At 53.6% G+C, this 17,297-nt stretch carries 15 protein-coding genes; 10 read left to right on the top strand and 5 right to left on the bottom strand.

Going from position 1 to position 17,297, the window contains the following annotated elements:
• Positions 1-40: 40 nt before the first annotated feature.
• Positions 41-496 carry a CesT family type III secretion system chaperone gene (locus BM231_RS10940; protein ID WP_093519307.1) on the bottom strand — a complete coding sequence of 152 codons (456 nt, stop codon included), beginning with the start codon at positions 494-496 and terminating at the stop codon, positions 41-43.
• Positions 497-522: 26 nt separating this feature from the next.
• Complete coding sequence (locus BM231_RS10935; protein ID WP_093519305.1) at positions 523-2,556, bottom strand: hypothetical protein; 2,034 nt, start codon at positions 2,554-2,556, stop codon at positions 523-525.
• Positions 2,557-3,369: 813 nt separating this feature from the next.
• Between BM231_RS10935 and fabI the strand changes: the two genes are divergently transcribed.
• From fabI to BM231_RS10905, 5 genes are all read left to right on the top strand, one after another.
• Entirely contained in the window at positions 3,370-4,134 is a 765-nt protein-coding gene (gene fabI, locus BM231_RS10925; protein WP_093519301.1) for an enoyl-ACP reductase FabI, read from the top strand.
• A gap of 19 nt (positions 4,135-4,153) precedes the next feature.
• Positions 4,154-6,433 carry a DUF3141 domain-containing protein gene (locus BM231_RS10920; protein ID WP_093519299.1) on the top strand — a complete coding sequence of 760 codons (2,280 nt, stop codon included), beginning with the start codon at positions 4,154-4,156 and terminating at the stop codon, positions 6,431-6,433.
• 9 nt (positions 6,434-6,442) lie between these two features.
• A complete protein-coding gene (locus BM231_RS10915) occupies positions 6,443-7,825 on the top strand; it encodes a bifunctional enoyl-CoA hydratase/phosphate acetyltransferase (protein ID WP_093519297.1) in 1,383 nt (460 codons plus the stop codon).
• Positions 7,822-8,982 (top strand): acetate/propionate family kinase, encoded by a 1,161-nt coding sequence (locus BM231_RS10910; protein WP_093519295.1) that lies wholly within the window; start codon positions 7,822-7,824, stop codon positions 8,980-8,982. The genes BM231_RS10915 and BM231_RS10910 overlap by 4 nt, the downstream gene beginning before the upstream one ends.
• A gap of 78 nt (positions 8,983-9,060) precedes the next feature.
• Positions 9,061-9,543, top strand: a complete 483-nt coding sequence (locus tag BM231_RS10905) for a GNAT family N-acetyltransferase (RefSeq protein ID WP_093519293.1) — start codon at positions 9,061-9,063, stop codon at positions 9,541-9,543.
• On the opposite strand, the gene BM231_RS10900 is transcribed toward BM231_RS10905, so the two are convergent.
• On the bottom strand, positions 9,544-10,443 hold the full coding sequence (locus tag BM231_RS10900) for a LysR family transcriptional regulator (protein WP_093519291.1): 900 nt from the start codon (positions 10,441-10,443) through the stop codon (positions 9,544-9,546).
• Positions 10,444-10,546: 103 nt separating this feature from the next.
• On the opposite strand from BM231_RS10900, the gene BM231_RS10895 reads away from it, so the two are divergent.
• The 5 genes from BM231_RS10895 (at position 10,547) to BM231_RS10870 (ending at position 15,457) form a co-directional block, all read left to right on the top strand.
• A complete protein-coding gene (locus BM231_RS10895; RefSeq protein ID WP_093519289.1) occupies positions 10,547-11,152 on the top strand; it encodes an NAD(P)H-dependent oxidoreductase in 606 nt (201 codons plus the stop codon).
• Between the two features lie 681 nt (positions 11,153-11,833).
• Positions 11,834-12,871 (top strand): helix-turn-helix domain-containing protein, encoded by a 1,038-nt coding sequence (locus BM231_RS10885; protein WP_093519285.1) that lies wholly within the window; start codon positions 11,834-11,836, stop codon positions 12,869-12,871.
• Positions 12,872-12,986: 115 nt separating this feature from the next.
• Positions 12,987-13,412 carry a hypothetical protein gene (locus BM231_RS10880; RefSeq protein ID WP_208860276.1) on the top strand — a complete coding sequence of 142 codons (426 nt, stop codon included), beginning with the start codon at positions 12,987-12,989 and terminating at the stop codon, positions 13,410-13,412.
• Between the two features lie 378 nt (positions 13,413-13,790).
• Complete coding sequence (locus tag BM231_RS10875; protein WP_093519283.1) at positions 13,791-14,744, top strand: glycosylasparaginase; 954 nt, start codon at positions 13,791-13,793, stop codon at positions 14,742-14,744.
• Positions 14,741-15,457, top strand: coding sequence for a copper homeostasis protein CutC (locus BM231_RS10870; RefSeq protein ID WP_093519281.1), 717 nt, complete (start codon positions 14,741-14,743; stop codon positions 15,455-15,457). The genes BM231_RS10875 and BM231_RS10870 overlap by 4 nt, the downstream gene beginning before the upstream one ends.
• Positions 15,458-15,531: 74 nt before the next feature.
• Here BM231_RS10870 and BM231_RS10865 read toward each other — a convergent pair whose 3' ends face one another.
• Together BM231_RS10865 and BM231_RS10860 are read right to left on the bottom strand one after the other, a co-directional pair.
• Entirely contained in the window at positions 15,532-16,698 is a 1,167-nt protein-coding gene (locus BM231_RS10865; protein ID WP_093519279.1) for a polysaccharide biosynthesis/export family protein, read from the bottom strand.
• A 218-nt stretch (positions 16,699-16,916) separates the two neighbouring features.
• Positions 16,917-17,297: a RidA family protein gene (locus BM231_RS10860; protein WP_063310683.1), complete on the bottom strand. Its 381-nt coding sequence runs from the start codon at positions 17,295-17,297 to the stop codon at positions 16,917-16,919.

Here is a 17,297-nt window from a genome sequence, read left to right as displayed (position 1 = left end):
CTGGCTGAAGACAGCCCAACTGGATGGCAAGCGCTCAAGTTTATGCACGAAGCCATTCATCGTTTGAAGGATGAAGCTGTGTTGCCCCCTCATTTTGCGAGGTATTGAGGGAATCGATGGTCACGCGCCACAGTTTGACGAGCTTGATGAATGTATCCAGCTTCTCTTCAAGCTGCGTCACACCAAGGCTCTTGGCAGAGAACCTTGAGTTCAGCGCTGGCTGGTTGTCGCCTTCTGTCATGGCAAGAACCGCATCTCCGGTGCCTTTGCCCAGCAGGTTGGCTTGCAGCAACAACCGATACCCTGCTTCGCGTTTGTCTTTCTGGATGTCAGGCAGCAGGGCGAACAGGATCACCTCATCCTGATTGTTCGCGCCCAAAGTGAGCATAAACTCCTCCTCAACGTCAAAAGAGCAAAGCCCTTCCTCGTCCAGTTGAAGGTTTGGCAGCCCGATTTTCTCGCCAAGCTCGGCAATAAGTGTTTCAGCGTGTTTCATGTTCTATTCTCAATATGGTTTGAGGCTCAGGCTGCGCCCACGGGTTTCCCAGCTGCGTAGCTGTGCTCATCAAAGTAATCCAGCGTCGCATCAAAGGCGTTGTCCTTGGCTCGTGCCAAAGCATCGCCAGTCTCCGTGCCATCGTAGAGGCCGATGAAGTCATTGAGGTCGGAGACATAGCTTGACGAGTCGATCTGTGTTCCATCTGGCTTCGCTTGTGCCAGACCGAGATCCAGCCCCAGCGTACCGTCCAGCTCCTGCCCAACCCAAAGTGCCTCGTGGATTGAGTGACCGCCGTCATAGTTCAGGAACATGGTGTTCGCGACCATGTAGTCTTTGGAGTCCGGGATCTGGTCCGGGTTAGGGGAGGTGTGCCTCAGATAATGCAGGAAATGCAGGTTCAGGTTGGTCGAACCAGAAACGCCAGAGGCAAACGGCATGCCGCGAGACAGCGCTTCCACCTGAGACTTACTCGGTTCCTGCAGCTTTGGCAGATTCACATCCGCCGGATGCGTGCTTGGGATTTTGTCTGCATCTCCTTCAAACGTAACACTGCCGGGCTGATACCCAAGCGTAATGCCCGCATGGGCACTCTTTGGAGTATCCGTACGCCCAACTTTGGGTCTGTCTTCTCTCGCCAGACCTGGATCTTCCGGCGCATTTGTGCGGTTGGCTTCCTTGCAGATCCCTTGATAGGCCTTGTTCGCAACCTTGATATAAGCAGGCAAGTCGGCGACCTGCTTGCCGTTGACGACCAGTGGTTGCCGGTCTGTAGGCACCGTCTTGGTCAACAAAGCATGCAAGGCAACCGTGGACTTCACGACCAGCATGGGAACAGCAATGGCGTCATATCCGTTGCGGGTTGGTGCGGACAAAAACTTGTCCAGATTCAAGAGTGCATCTTCGCGCGGCCCTTGCACAAACTCCATCAGTTCCGGGCATTCCGGCATCCAGAACCGCTCATTACCCGCCATCATCCGGTGCATGGTCATGGCCGTCTGGTTCTGCACCCGCGGGGTCTGGATGGAAATCACATCGCGAATGCCATCTTTCACCAGTTGGGCGGAGTTCATCACGGACTGCGGTGTGTCGTGAACCATGTCCGCAATAAAGGTACTGTCGAGTACGCGGGAATAGATTGCATCGTGCAGGCGCGTCAGCGGCGGGTTATCACTCTTGCCCAGCTGGCTAAGCAGCGTCTTTGTCTCATCAGAAAGACCCGTCAGGCCGATCTCCTCGAGGCGATCCGCAACAGCGGTCAACAACTCGCGGGTTTCCGGCACGGAGATCCGATGGCCCAGCACCTGATCCTTCACATACCCATCAACCTCAGCCAGATGGCCAGCAGTTGTCGGGTTCAGACCCGGGGTTTGCGCTTCATTTCTGAGGAGTGCAAGCAGATGGGTTGTCACTTCGCCCGGCACGCGCGCAACGTCTCCCCCCTGCGCCGCGTTCTGCGTCCGCACACTTTCTGGATAGACGAGGGTGGAATGAACCGCCTTCAACGCAATCGGCACGGCTTCTTTCAACACCGCGTTGTCTGAACCACCCAGAAAGCTCAGCGACCGGGTGATGCTGGAAATACCATCCGCATCTGCGCTCTTGGCCAGCTCCACAATACGAGTGGTGAGAACCTCTGCTGCCTTTTTCGGGTCATCCGGGATCGCGGCCCCTTCAAAAAACGTTTCCAGCGTCAGTCTGGTGCCATAGGCATGGGCTTCCTCAAAGAGTGCTGTCACTTTTTCCTGCGCTTGCTGAGAAGCCTTGCTTGGCACATGAAGGAGCGTGGCAAGAATGCTCGACTTTGGGAGGTGCGGCTTTGTGGAGAGGAAGTGATCTACTACCTTTTCCGTGACTTCTGTGCTGAAATAAGAATTGAGCTCGCGCTTGATTTCACCCAGAACCGCTTCGTGCTGAGGTGTTTTCTTCGTCACGTAGTTGAGAGAGTTTTCAACGATCCGCTCACTCGGCTTCGGTGGGGCAACATCTGCATATTGAGCAATGTTGGGCTGAGGAGCCGGGGGCTGAGAGTTTGAAACTGAGTAATTTGATCCGGTCATGAAAGCACCATCGCTTTAAAGTGGAACTGCTTGCCCTCATGCGGGAAGCACGTTCCGGGTACACGCTTTAGTCATCACTCATATAAGCGTTGGTCTGATGGTTCTGTGCTGACTGGCACTCTGTTCCTGCCACTTGGAAAAAATTGTCGTTCTCTTCCTTCCAGCAAGCAAAACTGATGACAATATTGCGATGGTTCAGGGAGTTAGGTATTTTGAGACCACCGATGGGACTGGTAGACTGGGAGGGAGGGAGCAATGGGGATGACAAGGAGATATCTGGCACTCTCCTCGTTGTGCATGGCGTTGCCAGTACGAAAATCAACCACAAGCCCTACGTGGCTACAACAGCGTTCATGGTTAAAAAAGCTTCGGTTGTTTTGAAGGCAATCACTCCGCAGCATTTCACGACTTTATTGCGGCACATGATGTCTTTGCGCGTCCTCCTGATCATTAATTTGCACCGCTATTTGCAGACTGTTTCCTGAAGCACTTTCACAAGGTGATACAGCAAATATCACAGTTTCCGTTTGCTGGATAACAAGCTTCGGCGTCGGCCCCACTCTGCATTTTTAATCTAACCAGCCTGTATTCTTTCCAGTTTTCCTTCGCCATATAAAAATATTAAATTTATAAAATCAAAATAATTTATATTTTTACTATATCACGCAAATAGCCACTCTTTGAATATTACAATCACCCAATTCATTTACTAGATTTCGCACCTTGGTTTTCCTTATTTCTCCTGTATAGCTATTTCTAGTCTTGTTGTTTTCCTTCCAAATGACAGGGTTCAACCAACAGGGTAATGACCGCATGTTTTCATTGAAGGGCAAGAAAGCCCTTATTGTTGGGGTGGCGAACAGCCAGTCCATTGCATGGGGATGCGCTAAAGCCATGAAGGCACAGGGCGCAGAACTGGCTCTTACATACCTGAATGACAAAGCGAAAAAGCATGTGGCCCCACTGGCAGAAGAAGCCAATGCAGCCATTTTTGCGCCGCTGGATGTGACAGATCCAGACCAGATGGAGGCCCTGTACCAGCAAATCGAGCAGGTTTGGGGTTCGCTGGACATTCTGCTGCATTCCATCGCCTTTTGCCCGCAGGCTGACCTGCATGGTCGCGTGGTGGATTGCTCGGCAGAGGGGTTTGGGGTGGCCATGGACATCTCCGTGCACTCCTTCCTGCGCCTCATTCGCAAATCAGAACCGCTGATGTCCCCCGGCTCCAGCGTCATGACCGTGACGTTTCATGGCTCGGAAAAGGTGATCAGCCATTACAACATCATGGGCCCGGTGAAAGCCGCGCTGGAAAGCACCACGCGCTATGTGGCAGCAGAACTGGGCCAGAAAGGCATCTCCGTCAACGCTTTGTCGCCTGGCCCGTTAGCAACACGGGCTGCCAGCGGCATTGCCAGCTTTGATGAGATGCTGGCCGACGCAACGCAGCGCGCGCCCACACGAAAACTCGCAAGTATTGAAGACATTGGCGCATATGCCGCCTTTCTGGCCAGTGATGAAGCTCGAAACATCACAGGCGTGGTTCACCCCATTGACGGCGGTTACCGCATCATTGGTTAGGCAGGCACCGAGGTAGATTATGCAAGTAGAACTCTTTAGCAAGCGAACGACCGATTACTTTGCGGCTCTCGCGGAACAGAACCAGTTTTTGCAAGTCGCCAACTCACGGCGCTCCACGCGCCTGATGAACGATCTGCAGAAGAAACAGGCAAAGTCAAAGACCAAGAGCGAAGCACTGGCGGCATCCTGGGGCCCGTACGACACGCCCAAGAAACTGCTGGATGCGTGGTCGCATTATCTCAAGGAATCCAGCGAACGCGCCATCCTGACCATGGATGCCCTGCGCGAAGCCAGTGACACCTACTTTGACCACATGGCCAAAGGCTGTCCGCCGGTTCTGATCTACGATTACGAGATCGTGGTGGAAGGTCGCAACCTGCCGCGCCCCTGTAACTACATGCTTTTGAAGATCATTCCGCCTGAAGGGGTGGAGGTGCTGGACTGGAAGCGCCCCTATGTGATCATCGATCCGCGCGCTGGCCATGGTGCAGGTATTGGCGGGTTCAAGAATGACAGTCAGGTGGGCGTCGCCCTGCGTGACGGGCACCCCGTGTACTTCGTCGCCTTTCACCCCATGCCAGAGCCAAATCAGGAACTGGCGCACGTCACCCATGCCGAGGCGGCCTTCCTGCGTGAGATCATCTCGCGCCATCCCGACAGCCCGAAACCGATTGTGGTTGGTAACTGTCAGGGTGGGTGGGCGACGGCTATTCTGGCCGCGATCTATCCGGATCTGGTGGGGCCGATTGTGCTCAACGGCGCGCCTATGTCCTACTGGAGCGGTAAAATGGGGCAGGACCCCATGCGCTATTCAGCTGGCCTGACGGGCGGCATTGTGCCTGCTTTGCTCTCCGCCGATCTGGGCAACGGCGTCTTTGACGGCGCCAATCTGGTGCAGAATTTCGAGATGTTGAACCCGGGCCGCAACTGGTTCCGCAAGTACTATGACCTTTACACCAACATCGACAGTGGCGAAGAGCGCTATCTGGAATTCCAGAAATGGTGGAGCGGCTTCTACTACATGACGGAGGAGGAATTCCGCTGGATTCTGGACAACCTTTTCATCGGCAACAAGCTGGCGAAAAACGAAGCGTTTCTGGAACCGGGACGCCCCATCGACCTGAAGACCATCAAGTCGCCCATCATCGTGTTTTCCTCTTACGGCGACAACATCACCCCACCGGATCAGGCGCTCAACTGGATTGCCGATACCTACACGGATGAAGCCGAGATCGAGATCCTCGGTCAGCGTATCCTTTATATGCTTCATGATCAGGTCGGGCATCTGGGCATCTTCGTGTCTTCCAGCGTTGCCAAGCGCGAACACACGCAGGTGGCCTCCACGCTGAAGACAATTGAGGCCATGCCTCCGGGGCTCTACAAACTGCAGATCGAAGAGCAAAAAGGCAAGGGGTGTGATGCTAAGTTCAAGGTGAGCTTTGCCCGTAAGACCATTGATGAAATGCTACTGGAAACTGGTGAGCGCGATGAAGAAAAAGCGTTTGCAGGTGTCGCCCGCTTTTCAGAAAGCTGGGAGGACATGTATGACAGCACCATCGGCCCTGTTCTGAAAACCATGAATAGCCCGCAAACGGCAGATGCAACGCGCGACATGCACCCCATGCGGCTGGCAAATGGTGCTTTTGCCTCCACCAACCCTTTCATGTTCTGGCCCACGATGGCCGCAGCAGCGGTGAAGGAGAACCACACACCAAACATGGCCAAAACACCCTTCCATTACTGGGAGGAACTGATGGCCGACAGCATTGAATATGGCTGGGATGCGCTCAAGGATATGCGCGAAGCCTTCATAGAAAACAGCTTCCTCACCTTCTGGGCCTCACCGCCAGCCGTGGAATACGGCAAGGCCTTGTCATTCCGCAGGCCAAAGGTGCCACTGCAGGACCTGCACAGCCTGACCAGCATTCAGAACGCGCTGAAAAAGATCGAAAAAGGCGGTGCTGCAGCGGCTATCGTGCGCATTGTGCTGATGATTGCCGACACCCGCACCGAAGTGCGCGGCGAAAAGCTGGAACGGTTCAACGAAGTGCTGACCACATGGGCACCCTTCAAATCCATGGATCCGAAAGAGCGCAACTTCCTCATTCATGATCAGACGCTCATTTCCCGTTTCGAAATGGAAGCAGGGTATAATGCGTTGCCGGGCTTGCTGAAAAGCGAGAAGGACAAGACCTTTGCGTACAAAGCCGTGTCCTACATCATCGGCAAGGAAGAAAATATGGCGCCCAATTCGCTGGAACTGTGGCATTGTCTGAAGAAGTCGCTCAAATGGGGTTAGGAAGGTTTGATGACAACAACCTACAAGAATACTCCGTATGACCAGATCGAAGTGGGCATGGAAGCCACGTATGAGCGGACCTGCTCTGCTGATGACTTTTACGTCTCTGCCCATGCCTCCGGCGATCTCAACCCCATTCACCTGCCCAAGGAGGACCGCGACGGAGACGGCGACTTTGAAGGTGTCGCCCCTTCGCTCTGGGTCGCAAGCCTGATTTCCGCAGTGTTGGGCAACCAGATGCCCGGACCGGGCACACTTTACAAAAGCCAGAGCCTGCGCTTTCTGGGCCGCGCCTATGAAGGCGACCACCTGACAGCCCGTGTAAAGGTGACGGAAAAGCTACCTGATTATGTGGTGACGCTGCGAACCACTGTAGAACGTGCAGGCGGTCAGGTGATTGTAGAGGGCGAGGCTGAGGTCATCGCCCCGCGCACCAGCAAAATCGCCAAGGCAGTGAGCCTCCCCGGCCTGACAGTGCGCAGTCACGAGCACTTTGACCGATTGCTGGATCTTGCGCGCCCACTGCCTCCACTGATCACCGCCGTTGTCGCGCCGGAAGACCGCAAGTCACTGGGCGGCGCATTACTGGCTGCTGAAAACACGCTGATTGAGCCTGTCCTGATTGGCTCGCGAGAAAAGATTGAGGACGCTGCGGACCGTCTTGGCAAAGATCTGGCTCATTGCGATATCATTGATGTTGCAAGCCACAGCCAGGCGGCAGCACAGGCCGTTGCCCTGGTGCGCGAGGGTAAGGCCCAAGCCATCATGAAAGGACAGCTCCACACCGATGTGCTGCTGGCACAGATCGTCAAACGGGATGTGGGCTTGCGCACGGACAATCGCCTCAGCCATGTGTTTGTGATGGATGTGCCGGGATTGGACCATTTGCTGTTTATCACCGATGCAGCCATCAACATCTCACCAGATCTGGAAGCCAAGGTCGACATTGTCCAGAATGCCATCAATCTGGCACTGGCGCTTGGCCAGCAGCAGCCCAAGGTGGGCATCTTGTCAGCTGTAGAAACGGTAAACACCAAAATCCCCTCCACCATGGATGCAGCGATCCTTTCCAAAATGGCAGAACGCGGCCAGATCAAAGGCGGCATCGTGGATGGCCCACTGGCCATGGACAACGCCATCGACATTGATGCTGCCGTGACCAAGGGCATCACCTCCCTTGTTGCAGGTAGGGCAGATGTACTGGTTGTGCCTAATCTGGAATCTGGCAATATGCTAGCCAAGGAATTGGCCTTTGTTGCCCATGCAGAAGTGTGCGGAGTTGTTATGGGTGCCCGCTGTCCGGTGATCCTCACCAGCCGTGCAGATGACGATAAGGCCCGATTGATGTCTTGCGCTGTTGCGCTTCTTTACGCTGCGAGCCAGAAAGCATGAGTTTCTATTTTACGCTCAATACCGGATCATCCTCAGTCAAGTTTGCGCTTTACAAAGCGAAGACCGAGCCTGAGCTTTTCATCTCCGGCATCATTGAGCGTCTTGGCCCTCAAGCCCGTCTGAAAATGCAGACAGCGAGTGAGCAGATCGTGGAAGATCTGGGCCACGTTGACCATGCCGGCGCTGTCGTTTCCATCTTCACCCGCGTGGAACCCCATCTGAAGGGTAAGTCCGTGGTAGGCATTGGCCACCGCATCGTCCATGGCGGCAACGCGTTTTACAAACCAACAGAGCTGACCTCAGAAGTGGTGCAGGAGCTGGAACAGCTGATCCCGCTGGCGCCGCTGCACCAGCCTTACAGTCTGGCAACCATCCGTGCGGCCAAGCATGTATTTCCCGGCGTGCTGCAGATCGGGTGCTTTGATACGGCCTTCCATGCCGGTCACACCTTCCCCAATGACGCCTTTGCCATACCACGCCATTTTTATGAGGAAGGTGTCCGCCGCTATGGCTTCCACGGTCTCTCCTTCGACTATATCTGCAGTGAGATGCACCGCGAATATCCGGATGTGGCACGCGGACGTCTCGTGATCGCGCATCTGGGCAATGGCGCTTCCATGTGCGCCGTGGAAGATGGCCGCTCCATCAACGCGAGCACCAGCTTTTCTGCCGTAGATGGCCTGCCCATGGGCACACGGTGCGGGCGTTTGGACCCGGGCGTCATGCTCTACCTGATGCAGGAAAAAGAACTGTCGGCAGAAGAGATCGAGAACATCATCTACCGCCGCAGCGGGCTTTTAGGATTGTCTGAGGAATCCTCCGACATGCGCGTGCTGGAGCATTCTGAAGAGCTGTTTTCCAGACAAGCCGTCAACTACTACAGCTACCAGATCCGCCGCGAAGTGGGCGCCATGGCCGCCACGTTGGAAGGCATTGATGCGCTGATCTTCAGTGCTGGAGTAGGCGAGAACTCAGCACGCGTGCGCTCCAATGTCTGCGAACCGCTGGCATTCCTTGGCATCACCATCGATCAGGAGAAAAACAAGGCTAACGCCCCGGAAATCGGAACCGGACCAGTCCGCGTCTTCATCATGCCCACCAACGAGGAGCAGGTGATTGCCCGGGCTGTTGCACAGGCCTGCAATAAAACGCAATAGAGAGTGACTGGAGCACAGAGCAACCTCGCGGTAAACGTGTTTCATATTCAATGCCGCACGTTTTCAGTGAGTCCCCTTATGACTGTCCTCTCGCCGACCATCACCGTCCGCCAACTCTCTCTCGATGATTATGAGGATGTCGTCGCGCTCCTGAATGAACTGACAGATGGCATTCCGCTTGTTTATGGCAAAGACGGACCTGCGCAATTCGCCAAGCTTTTGCAACATGACGGCACCTCGCTCTTTGGGGTGGAGATTAACGACCAGGTCGTTTCCTGCGCCACGCTTCATATTATGCCCAACATGACCTATGGAGGTCGCCCTTACTGCCTTGTTGAGAACGTGGTGACGCTCCGCGCCTACCAAGGCAGAGGCTTTGGCCGGATGGTCATGGAGGCCCTGCGAGATGCCGCATGGCAAGCCAACGCCTACAAAATCATGCTGCTGACCGGACAAGACCGCGGCGCAAGAGGCTTTTACGAAAGCCTCGGCTACAAAGCCGACCAAAAACACGGCATGGTCCTGCGCCAGGTCCCCCCGTATAAGGCGCCTGTTAGCTAGCTACGACAACTGCCGATGGGTCTTGATGTGGTCGATGAACAGGCGCAGGGGTTGCAGGTTTTTGTATTCGCGTGGGTAGAACAGGTAGATCGGGTCCACTGGCTTCAGGTAGTCCTCCAGCAGGCATTCCACCTTTGTCAGGTCGCAGTTTATCAGCGCGTAGTCGCGGAAGGTGAGCACCAGCCCCATGCCCTGTTCCATCAACTGCAGTTGAGCGGGCAGGGTGTTGAGGATCAGCCCGCCCTGCACATCAATCTCAACACGGTCCCCATCCAACCGAAACACCCAGGGCGCCAACTGCCCGGATGTTTGGAAGCGGTACTGAAGGCAGTTATGCGCCAGCAGGTCTTCAGGTTTTTCGGGCCTGCCATGCTTATCCAGATAGGCCTTGCTGCCAAGCACGGTCAGGGGTTGCGGGTTGGAGAGGCGGATCGCAATCATATCCTGTGCAATCATTCCGCCCAGACGGAGCCCGCCATGCAGCCCGTCAGCGACAATATCGACGATGGCATCGCTGAGTGACAGCTCCAGCTGTATCTCCGGATAAGCCTCCTGAAAGCTGGACAGAAGATCAGCAAGGAAAGAGTGAAACACAAACTCAGGCAATGTCAGCCTGAGGCTACCTCGGGCGCTGCTGCCATGATCTTTCGCATCCTTCACCGCTTGCCCCAGCAAATCAAAGGCCGCACCGGCTCCGCTTTGCAGGGCACGGCCTGCGTCTGTCAGGGTCACAGACCGGGTGGTGCGCACGAATAACGCCGTCCCGAGCTGTTCTTCCAGCGACTTCAGCTGATGAGACACCGTGGACGGTTTGATGCCGAGTGCCACAGCTGCGCCTTTGAGGCTGCCGTTCTGAGCAATGGCGTTGAACACTTCCAGCATGGCAAGGGGTAGACGCATTATTCGATTCCATACATCTATCAGATCGATATTAAGGCAATTAATAGCATGAAACCATCCATCTATAAAGACAGCATCAGAAATTCAAAGAGGCTCTCCCCCTATGAAAATCCTCGTGCTCACCGCCCATCCCGATCTCAACAAGTCCCGCATCAACCGCTCCTGGTTTAAAGCGTTTGCCGAAACCGACGACATCACAGTGCTTGATCTGACCCGTGTTGGCGGCCCAACAATGAGCTTTAACGTCGAAGAACAGCAGCAACTCCTGCTCTCCCACGATCGCATCGTCTTCCAATTTCCATTTTACTGGTACTCCGCTCCCCCCGTTCTGAAAGCATGGCAGGATCAGGTATTGACCTACGGCTTTGCATACGGCCCGGGCAGCAAAAAACTGGTGGGCAGAGAGCTTGTGCTGGCCATCTCCACCGGGGGACCGGAAGACAGCTACCATGCAGGCGGCTACAACAACTTCAGCATGGATGAGTTGCTCAAGCCCTTTCAGCAAACGGCATTGATGACTGGCATGACTTACTTGCGTCCCTTCGTCTTTCACGGTCTGGCGGTGGTTGCAGAAGCTGCCATGGAGGCCTCTATCGCAACATTGCTTGCTCACATCCAGGACCCGGAGCTGAACCCACTCATCAAGAAAGCTCGGATGGATAAGCTGCTTGAAAACGACGCGGAGTTGGCTGCCCGTGTCAGTGCCTGACCTATTTTTCTAGCCCAGTTTCAAAAGGCGAGCCTTAGTGCTCGCCTTTTTGCCGTCTCATAAAAACTGGTGCTGATGAGCCGGCTAAGGCTTAAAAATATGTAATATCTAAAAATCGATTCGATCTTTAATGAGCGTATCCGCATCCAGCCGTCCATCTCTCTTAACCTGACGTTTCAAAGCACAGCTTTGTTTTAGCGATTTGTTTCACGCCCTTGTTTTCGCTGCGATCCTTTAGAAGGATAGACCTACTGTGGCATTATGGATGGGACGACATGGCGGTGACTTTGTTTTCGGTGTCTTGATCTGTTGGTCAACACTGCATTCATTTTCAGAATTCTTTTTTTATGGCCGAGGCTTGGGGATCGCTTCCTGAATTTTGGTCATCTGAAGGCTGGAGGGACACCATTCCTGTCAGACTTAGCGTAGGACACATTGCTCAACACCGCCTTGCCTCCAACCACAAGCAGGACCACGGTATCAATGCCCGTTTTGCATCATTTTCAACGGGAGGGGACGCAAAACTGACAGAACGGAGTGGCCTCGCCGGTCCCTTTCTCAATCGGGATTGAAGCTCCTTCGTTCTCCAGCCTTCAGGAATATTTCGAGTACAGATTGGAATTACCCCGCACAAGTTGCAGTATAGTACCGAGTAGAATGTCTGTTGAATCGAACAACTCAATGAATGAGCCGAGACCTGAGGTAATTTACCGGCCCAGCATCAACTGGGATGAATGGCGCGAGGGGGTCGCTGAAGCGACGGGAGAGGCTTGCTTACCTTCCAGCACCGCTTCACCGGATGCCTTTGGTGCAGGCGTGCGCGGGTCTCGTTATAAAAGCGGCTTTGTAGCAACCATCAACGCGACCCCGCACAAGTTCATCCGCACCAGCCAACGCATCGCCCGTGATGGCATGGATGCTGTGTTTGTGCAGTTTTATGATCACACCCACAATTGCGTCACCCATATGGGTCAAGAGAGCGTGGAGCTCCAACCCGGTCATTTGATCGTACAGGATATGGCCGAACCCTTTGTGGTGGACCATGGCTCTTACAAATTGATGACATTGGCTCTGCCACGGGCAATTCTGGCGCCCTTCCTTCATGGGGACCGCACCTACCCAACCCTGTGCCTCCCTGCAACAGGCGGCTCAACCAACGCCGTGATCAGCATGATGCAACTGCTACGCGGTCAACTGGCGTATCTGACAGATGAAGACGTCACGCCCATCGTGGAGTGCATCGCCAAGCTGGTCGCCAACCAGATGAACAACGGCCCGAGCCCCTCATTTGCACTGGACGAAAACAGCCAGACCGCAGCACGGTTTTTGCAAGCCGCGGAATACATCAGCCGGACCTATGCCAATCCACGCCTGAACAGCACAGAAGTAGCACATCACCTCAATGTATCGCGCACAACGCTCTATCGCCTGTTTGAGCCCATGGGCGGCTTCGTCGCCTTCCTGCGTTACATCCGCATGAAACACGCCATGCGCAAGCTGCTGCATTCTGGAAGTGATGCAGTCAAGATCCAGCAGATCGCCGAGAGTTGTGGTTTCTCGCACGCCTCCAGCTTCACCCGCAGCTTCAAGGAACACTACGGCGTTTCTCCTCGCGACATCCTGATGGACATCACTGCTGGACAAGACATACAGCTTCGCACCTCCAGCGGCATCTTCGCCAACTGGCTTGCCACGCTGAATGGGACAACGTTGAACTGAGGGGGAAAACACAGAGCTAATTGGCTCTGCCTTTCATTAGATAACCCATTGCAACTAGAAGTTTCGACGCTATGCTCGCCCTTGTTATCTATTTAAGGATTTTCAGCAGGTTATTATGATTTGGCGTTGGTTGGTTAAAAAAACTTTTTACTACAAGCTCATGAGCATACTGAAACTGTGGGGAATTTATGGAGCTCTTTTACAGTTCGCCCATAAAGGGCCATTGCGCGCGATGCTATCAGTTTGTTGCGTGTTTGCAGCGATCATTGCTTATAATTTCTTTACAGGCCTGATAGCGTCACTCTTCATCAATTTCGAAACAGATTTCGCTCTTAAAAATATTCTGTTTTTGATCGTGGTTTTGCCATTCGTTTTATGGGCGGGCACGTTGGCATTTGAGCTCTATATTACCGGAATGCGCGCCCCGAGAAAGTTCCTCCTATGGAACCTCTTTTACAATGAAAAAAACGACCAAGAGGTGCGGGAGTACATTCAATGGGTAAAGGAGCAACATAAGAAACAGAGAAACCCTGGTACTTAGCAGCAACGCAATAGTAATTGCTTGGTACACTCTTAAACTAATCCATGCCTACCAAACTTCTTTAGCAACACGGCACAAAACTACCAGGTGAAAGACATCCATCTTCGTGTTTTGGTGTGATTTGTGGCGAGGAACACAGCAACGCAGAAAAACGCGGAAGCTTTCAAACGAACGCACAAAACAACTCAAACGCTCACAGGTTTGCGTAGTACCAATTTAGAGCGTTGATTTCGCTTAATTTTCATAGCGTTAGTTACGTGCCAGCAAATAGGCCCCTATGAGTTTTGCCAGTAGAAGCCTGATTGGTAGCATTGACAAGACCGGGACGGCACCGAAGAGTTGCTGTGTTTTATTCTCTGATAAGTTTTGAGCTGCGCAATGATTGTTCTTGGTAATTCTGAAAGTTGGCCTGGCATTGGCACCAGTGCTGATCAACTGCAAAACGGGGCACATGGACTGGATGCTCTGGTGCCCGGCCTGTCTCTTGTGGAAGCTGAAGCCAAGGTACGCAGTGTAGGCTATGGCGGCTGGCCAAACCTGCTGGGTAACATGGAATTCGATGCCAGCGTGATGGACGGCACTACGCGAGATTACGGCGCGGTTGCAGGCGTGCCGATGACGCTGGAGGTCACCCGCCTAGCAAAAGCGGTGCTCGATAACCTGCCGCACACAATGCTGGTGGGTGAGGGGGCTCGCCGTTACGCGGATGAGCTTGGGTTTGCCAAGGACCCTGCCTTACTGGAGCACAGCAAGAAGGTATGGTGGCGTAAACTGGAAGAGGTGATGAGCGAGGAGCAAAAGGCTGCCTTTCCCAACACGGATCTGGCGCCGCTCACCAAAGCGATCACCGATCCCGAAAAGGTGCGGGACACAACCGTATTCCTTTGTAAAGACAGCCAAAACAACATCTGCACCGCGACCTCAACTTCAGGCTGGGCTTGGAAATACCCCGGACGGGTGGGCGACTCGCCAATCCCCGGTGCGGGTTTTTATGCGGACAGCCGCTATGGAGCCGCCGCGTGCACGCACACAGGTGAAATGACCATGCGCTGCGGCACCGCTCGCACCATTGTGCTGGCCATGAAATTGGGCATCTCACTGGATGACGCGTTGCGACTGGCCATCTCAGAACTGCAAGAGCTTGAAAGCGGCTATATCGGCGGTGTTGTGATCCATGCCATTGATGCAGCAGGCAATCACCGTGTGGTCAATGTGGGATGTGAGGAGGAGATCGTCTATTGGGTCTGGACGCCCGCGCTCGGTCAACCTGAGAAGCGCAAAGCTATTCCGGCAGAAGATCTTATGGCGGGTCAGGTGGAGGCTTTATCATGAAGCTGGAAGTTTGTGTCGACACCATCGCCGGATTGAATGCTGCTGTTGCAGGCGGTGCTGACCGGATTGAGCTGTGCTCCTGCCTTGCGATGGGTGGCCTGACGCCGTCCGTTGGCCTAATGGAACTGGCGGCCAAAGCGCCTATCCCGGTCTACGCCATGATCCGCCCGCGCGGGGGTAACTTCATCTTCTCCCCGCAAGAGGTGGACCAGATGAAGCGAGAAATTGATGCTGCCCGTAATACCAATTTGGCCGGTGTTGTTCTGGGCGCTAATCAACATAGCAACGCACTCGACGATAACCTACTGAAAAACTTAATAGATCACGCCAATGGCCTTGGTGTCACGCTCCACCGCGTCATTGACCTTGCCCCAGATCTGATCGAGGCCACCCATATCGCCGTTGAACTCGGTTTCGAACGCATCCTCAGTTCCGGCAGTGCTTACAAAGCTATTGATGGAATTGAGAAACTAGCCGCCATGCACCAAGCCGCTGCAGGCAGATTATCTGTGATGCCGGGGTCAGGTGTTAACACTCAGACAGCGCTCAGTATCCTGCAAGCTGCTGATTTCACTGAGATCCATGCCGGCTGCGGCACAACTTATCCGCAAGACCAGCGTCTGCTGGATTTTGGATTTGAAAGCGCTGGAGAGAAACACACTGACGAGAAATTGGTTAGATCACTCAAAGAATTAATTCAGGGAAATGCTTAAAACAACTAACGCCGCAATCCATTTCACCGGAAATTACTTATTTTTACTTTGCAACTCCAAGCAAACTAAGTAAATTAAGGCACTCCCGCAAGCGCAACTCCAGACCGCAGCGTCCCCGTTACAGGAGAGATGAGGATGCTGATGAACTTGTTGACTTCAGAAACGGACGAGTTCGCCACATAGATCACATCTTTGTCTTTGATTTCAAACGCTTGCGTCAGGAACATGCCGCTTGGCTCTTTCAAGTTGAGGCGGTAAACAACAGGCACAGTACCAAACTCTTCATGTTGCTCATGAGGAGGAAGCAATGGCATCATCTTTTGCCGGTCCTCAAACCGGAACAGGAAAACCCCCGTCGCATCTGCAGTCCCGTCGTGCAAACCACCAGACATTCCAATGGCTTCCGAAAGGTTCACCCGCGAAGAGGGGAAGTCATGTTTGCGCCGGGCAACGACCGCACCAAACACGGTGAAGGATTTTGGCTGGTGCGTAATGGTAACAATGTCCTTCGGTCGGAGCCAAATATTGTTGGCAGGCTGTTCGGAAATATCGTCCAGAGAAAACCGGAACTTCTTGTCGTCCCTCACGACAGTAACAAACGACTCATAGTCCGGATTCCGCGTTCCCCCAGCCTCTGAGATTGCTTCAACCAAACTGAGCCCATCTTCATGCACGCGGAACTGCCCAGGACGCATCACATCACCGATGACAATGACTTTATGAGATCCATTTGCCTGAAGGTTTACAACCACTTGCGGGTCAACAGCTTTGCCTTCCAGCCCACCGAGAATCTGTTCGCGAACTTCAGAGATACTCTTGTTCTCAACCTCCAGTTCCCCAACATATGGCACGTAGATCTTGCCTTGGTCATCAACTACGAGACCTAGCTCAGTGCGCTTCTGGCCTTGTGTTGAGAAAAGCCCATTTGGAATAGACTCCCAGATCCCGACTGAGAGTTGATCTCCAACACCCACACGGACCGTACTTCTCTTGCCTCTACCGACGCGAAATTCTTTTGGAGGTAAGTTGCTGGCATAATTGGATAAATGCTGAACTGTAGGCACATCAACATCCAGCATGACATAGCTCAGAGACTGCGCATCACGTTGAGAAGTCGCGTTCTCCACCTGATAGGCACTTGGGCCATGCCCTGGAATTTCCGAGCACCCTGCTACAGCCAGTAGTAGCGCAAATGCGAAAAGGAACTCCAACCAGCCAGTTATGTGCAAACATGTTTTCACATGGCGACATTGACCTATTCACAGGCCTACGAGTAGCCGCTGGATTTGGCCATTGTGGTTTAGGCGCTGGATAATAGTAGGGGCAAATTACTGCAAATTATGAGTTCGATCAGAGATCGAAAAGTTTCAACTAATTGAAATAATGTAGATATTAGCATTCAGCATATGAGGGCAATGCTCGTGTTGGACCACGAGCATTGCAGGGGAAATCCTACCCGTTATGGGCAGGCAATCATTTCAATCTCAACAAGAGCATCTTTTGGAAGGCGTGCAACTTCCACGCATGAGCGCGCTGGGAACGGAGCGTTGTTGTCTTCAAAGAATTTGCCATACACTTCGTTCACACGACCGAAGTCATTGAGGTCTTTCACAAAAACCGTTGTCTTCTTAATGTTCTTTGCTGCAAGGCCGGCCTCTTCAACAATCGCTAGACCGTTCTTCAAAGACTGAAGGGTCTGCTCAGCAACATCTGCAGGCATCTCACCGGTTTCTGGATTAATCGGCAACTGGCCGGACGTGATGATCATCTGCCCAAGGTTCACACCCTGAACATACGGGCCAATGGCTGCAGGTGCTTTGGAGGTATCGATAGCTGTCAT

Origin of the sequence: Pseudovibrio ascidiaceicola (assembly GCF_900114245.1) — a bacterium.
GTDB lineage: Bacteria > Pseudomonadota > Alphaproteobacteria > Rhizobiales > Stappiaceae > Pseudovibrio > Pseudovibrio ascidiaceicola.
This window is presented reverse-complemented; position numbering and strand designations above follow the sequence as displayed.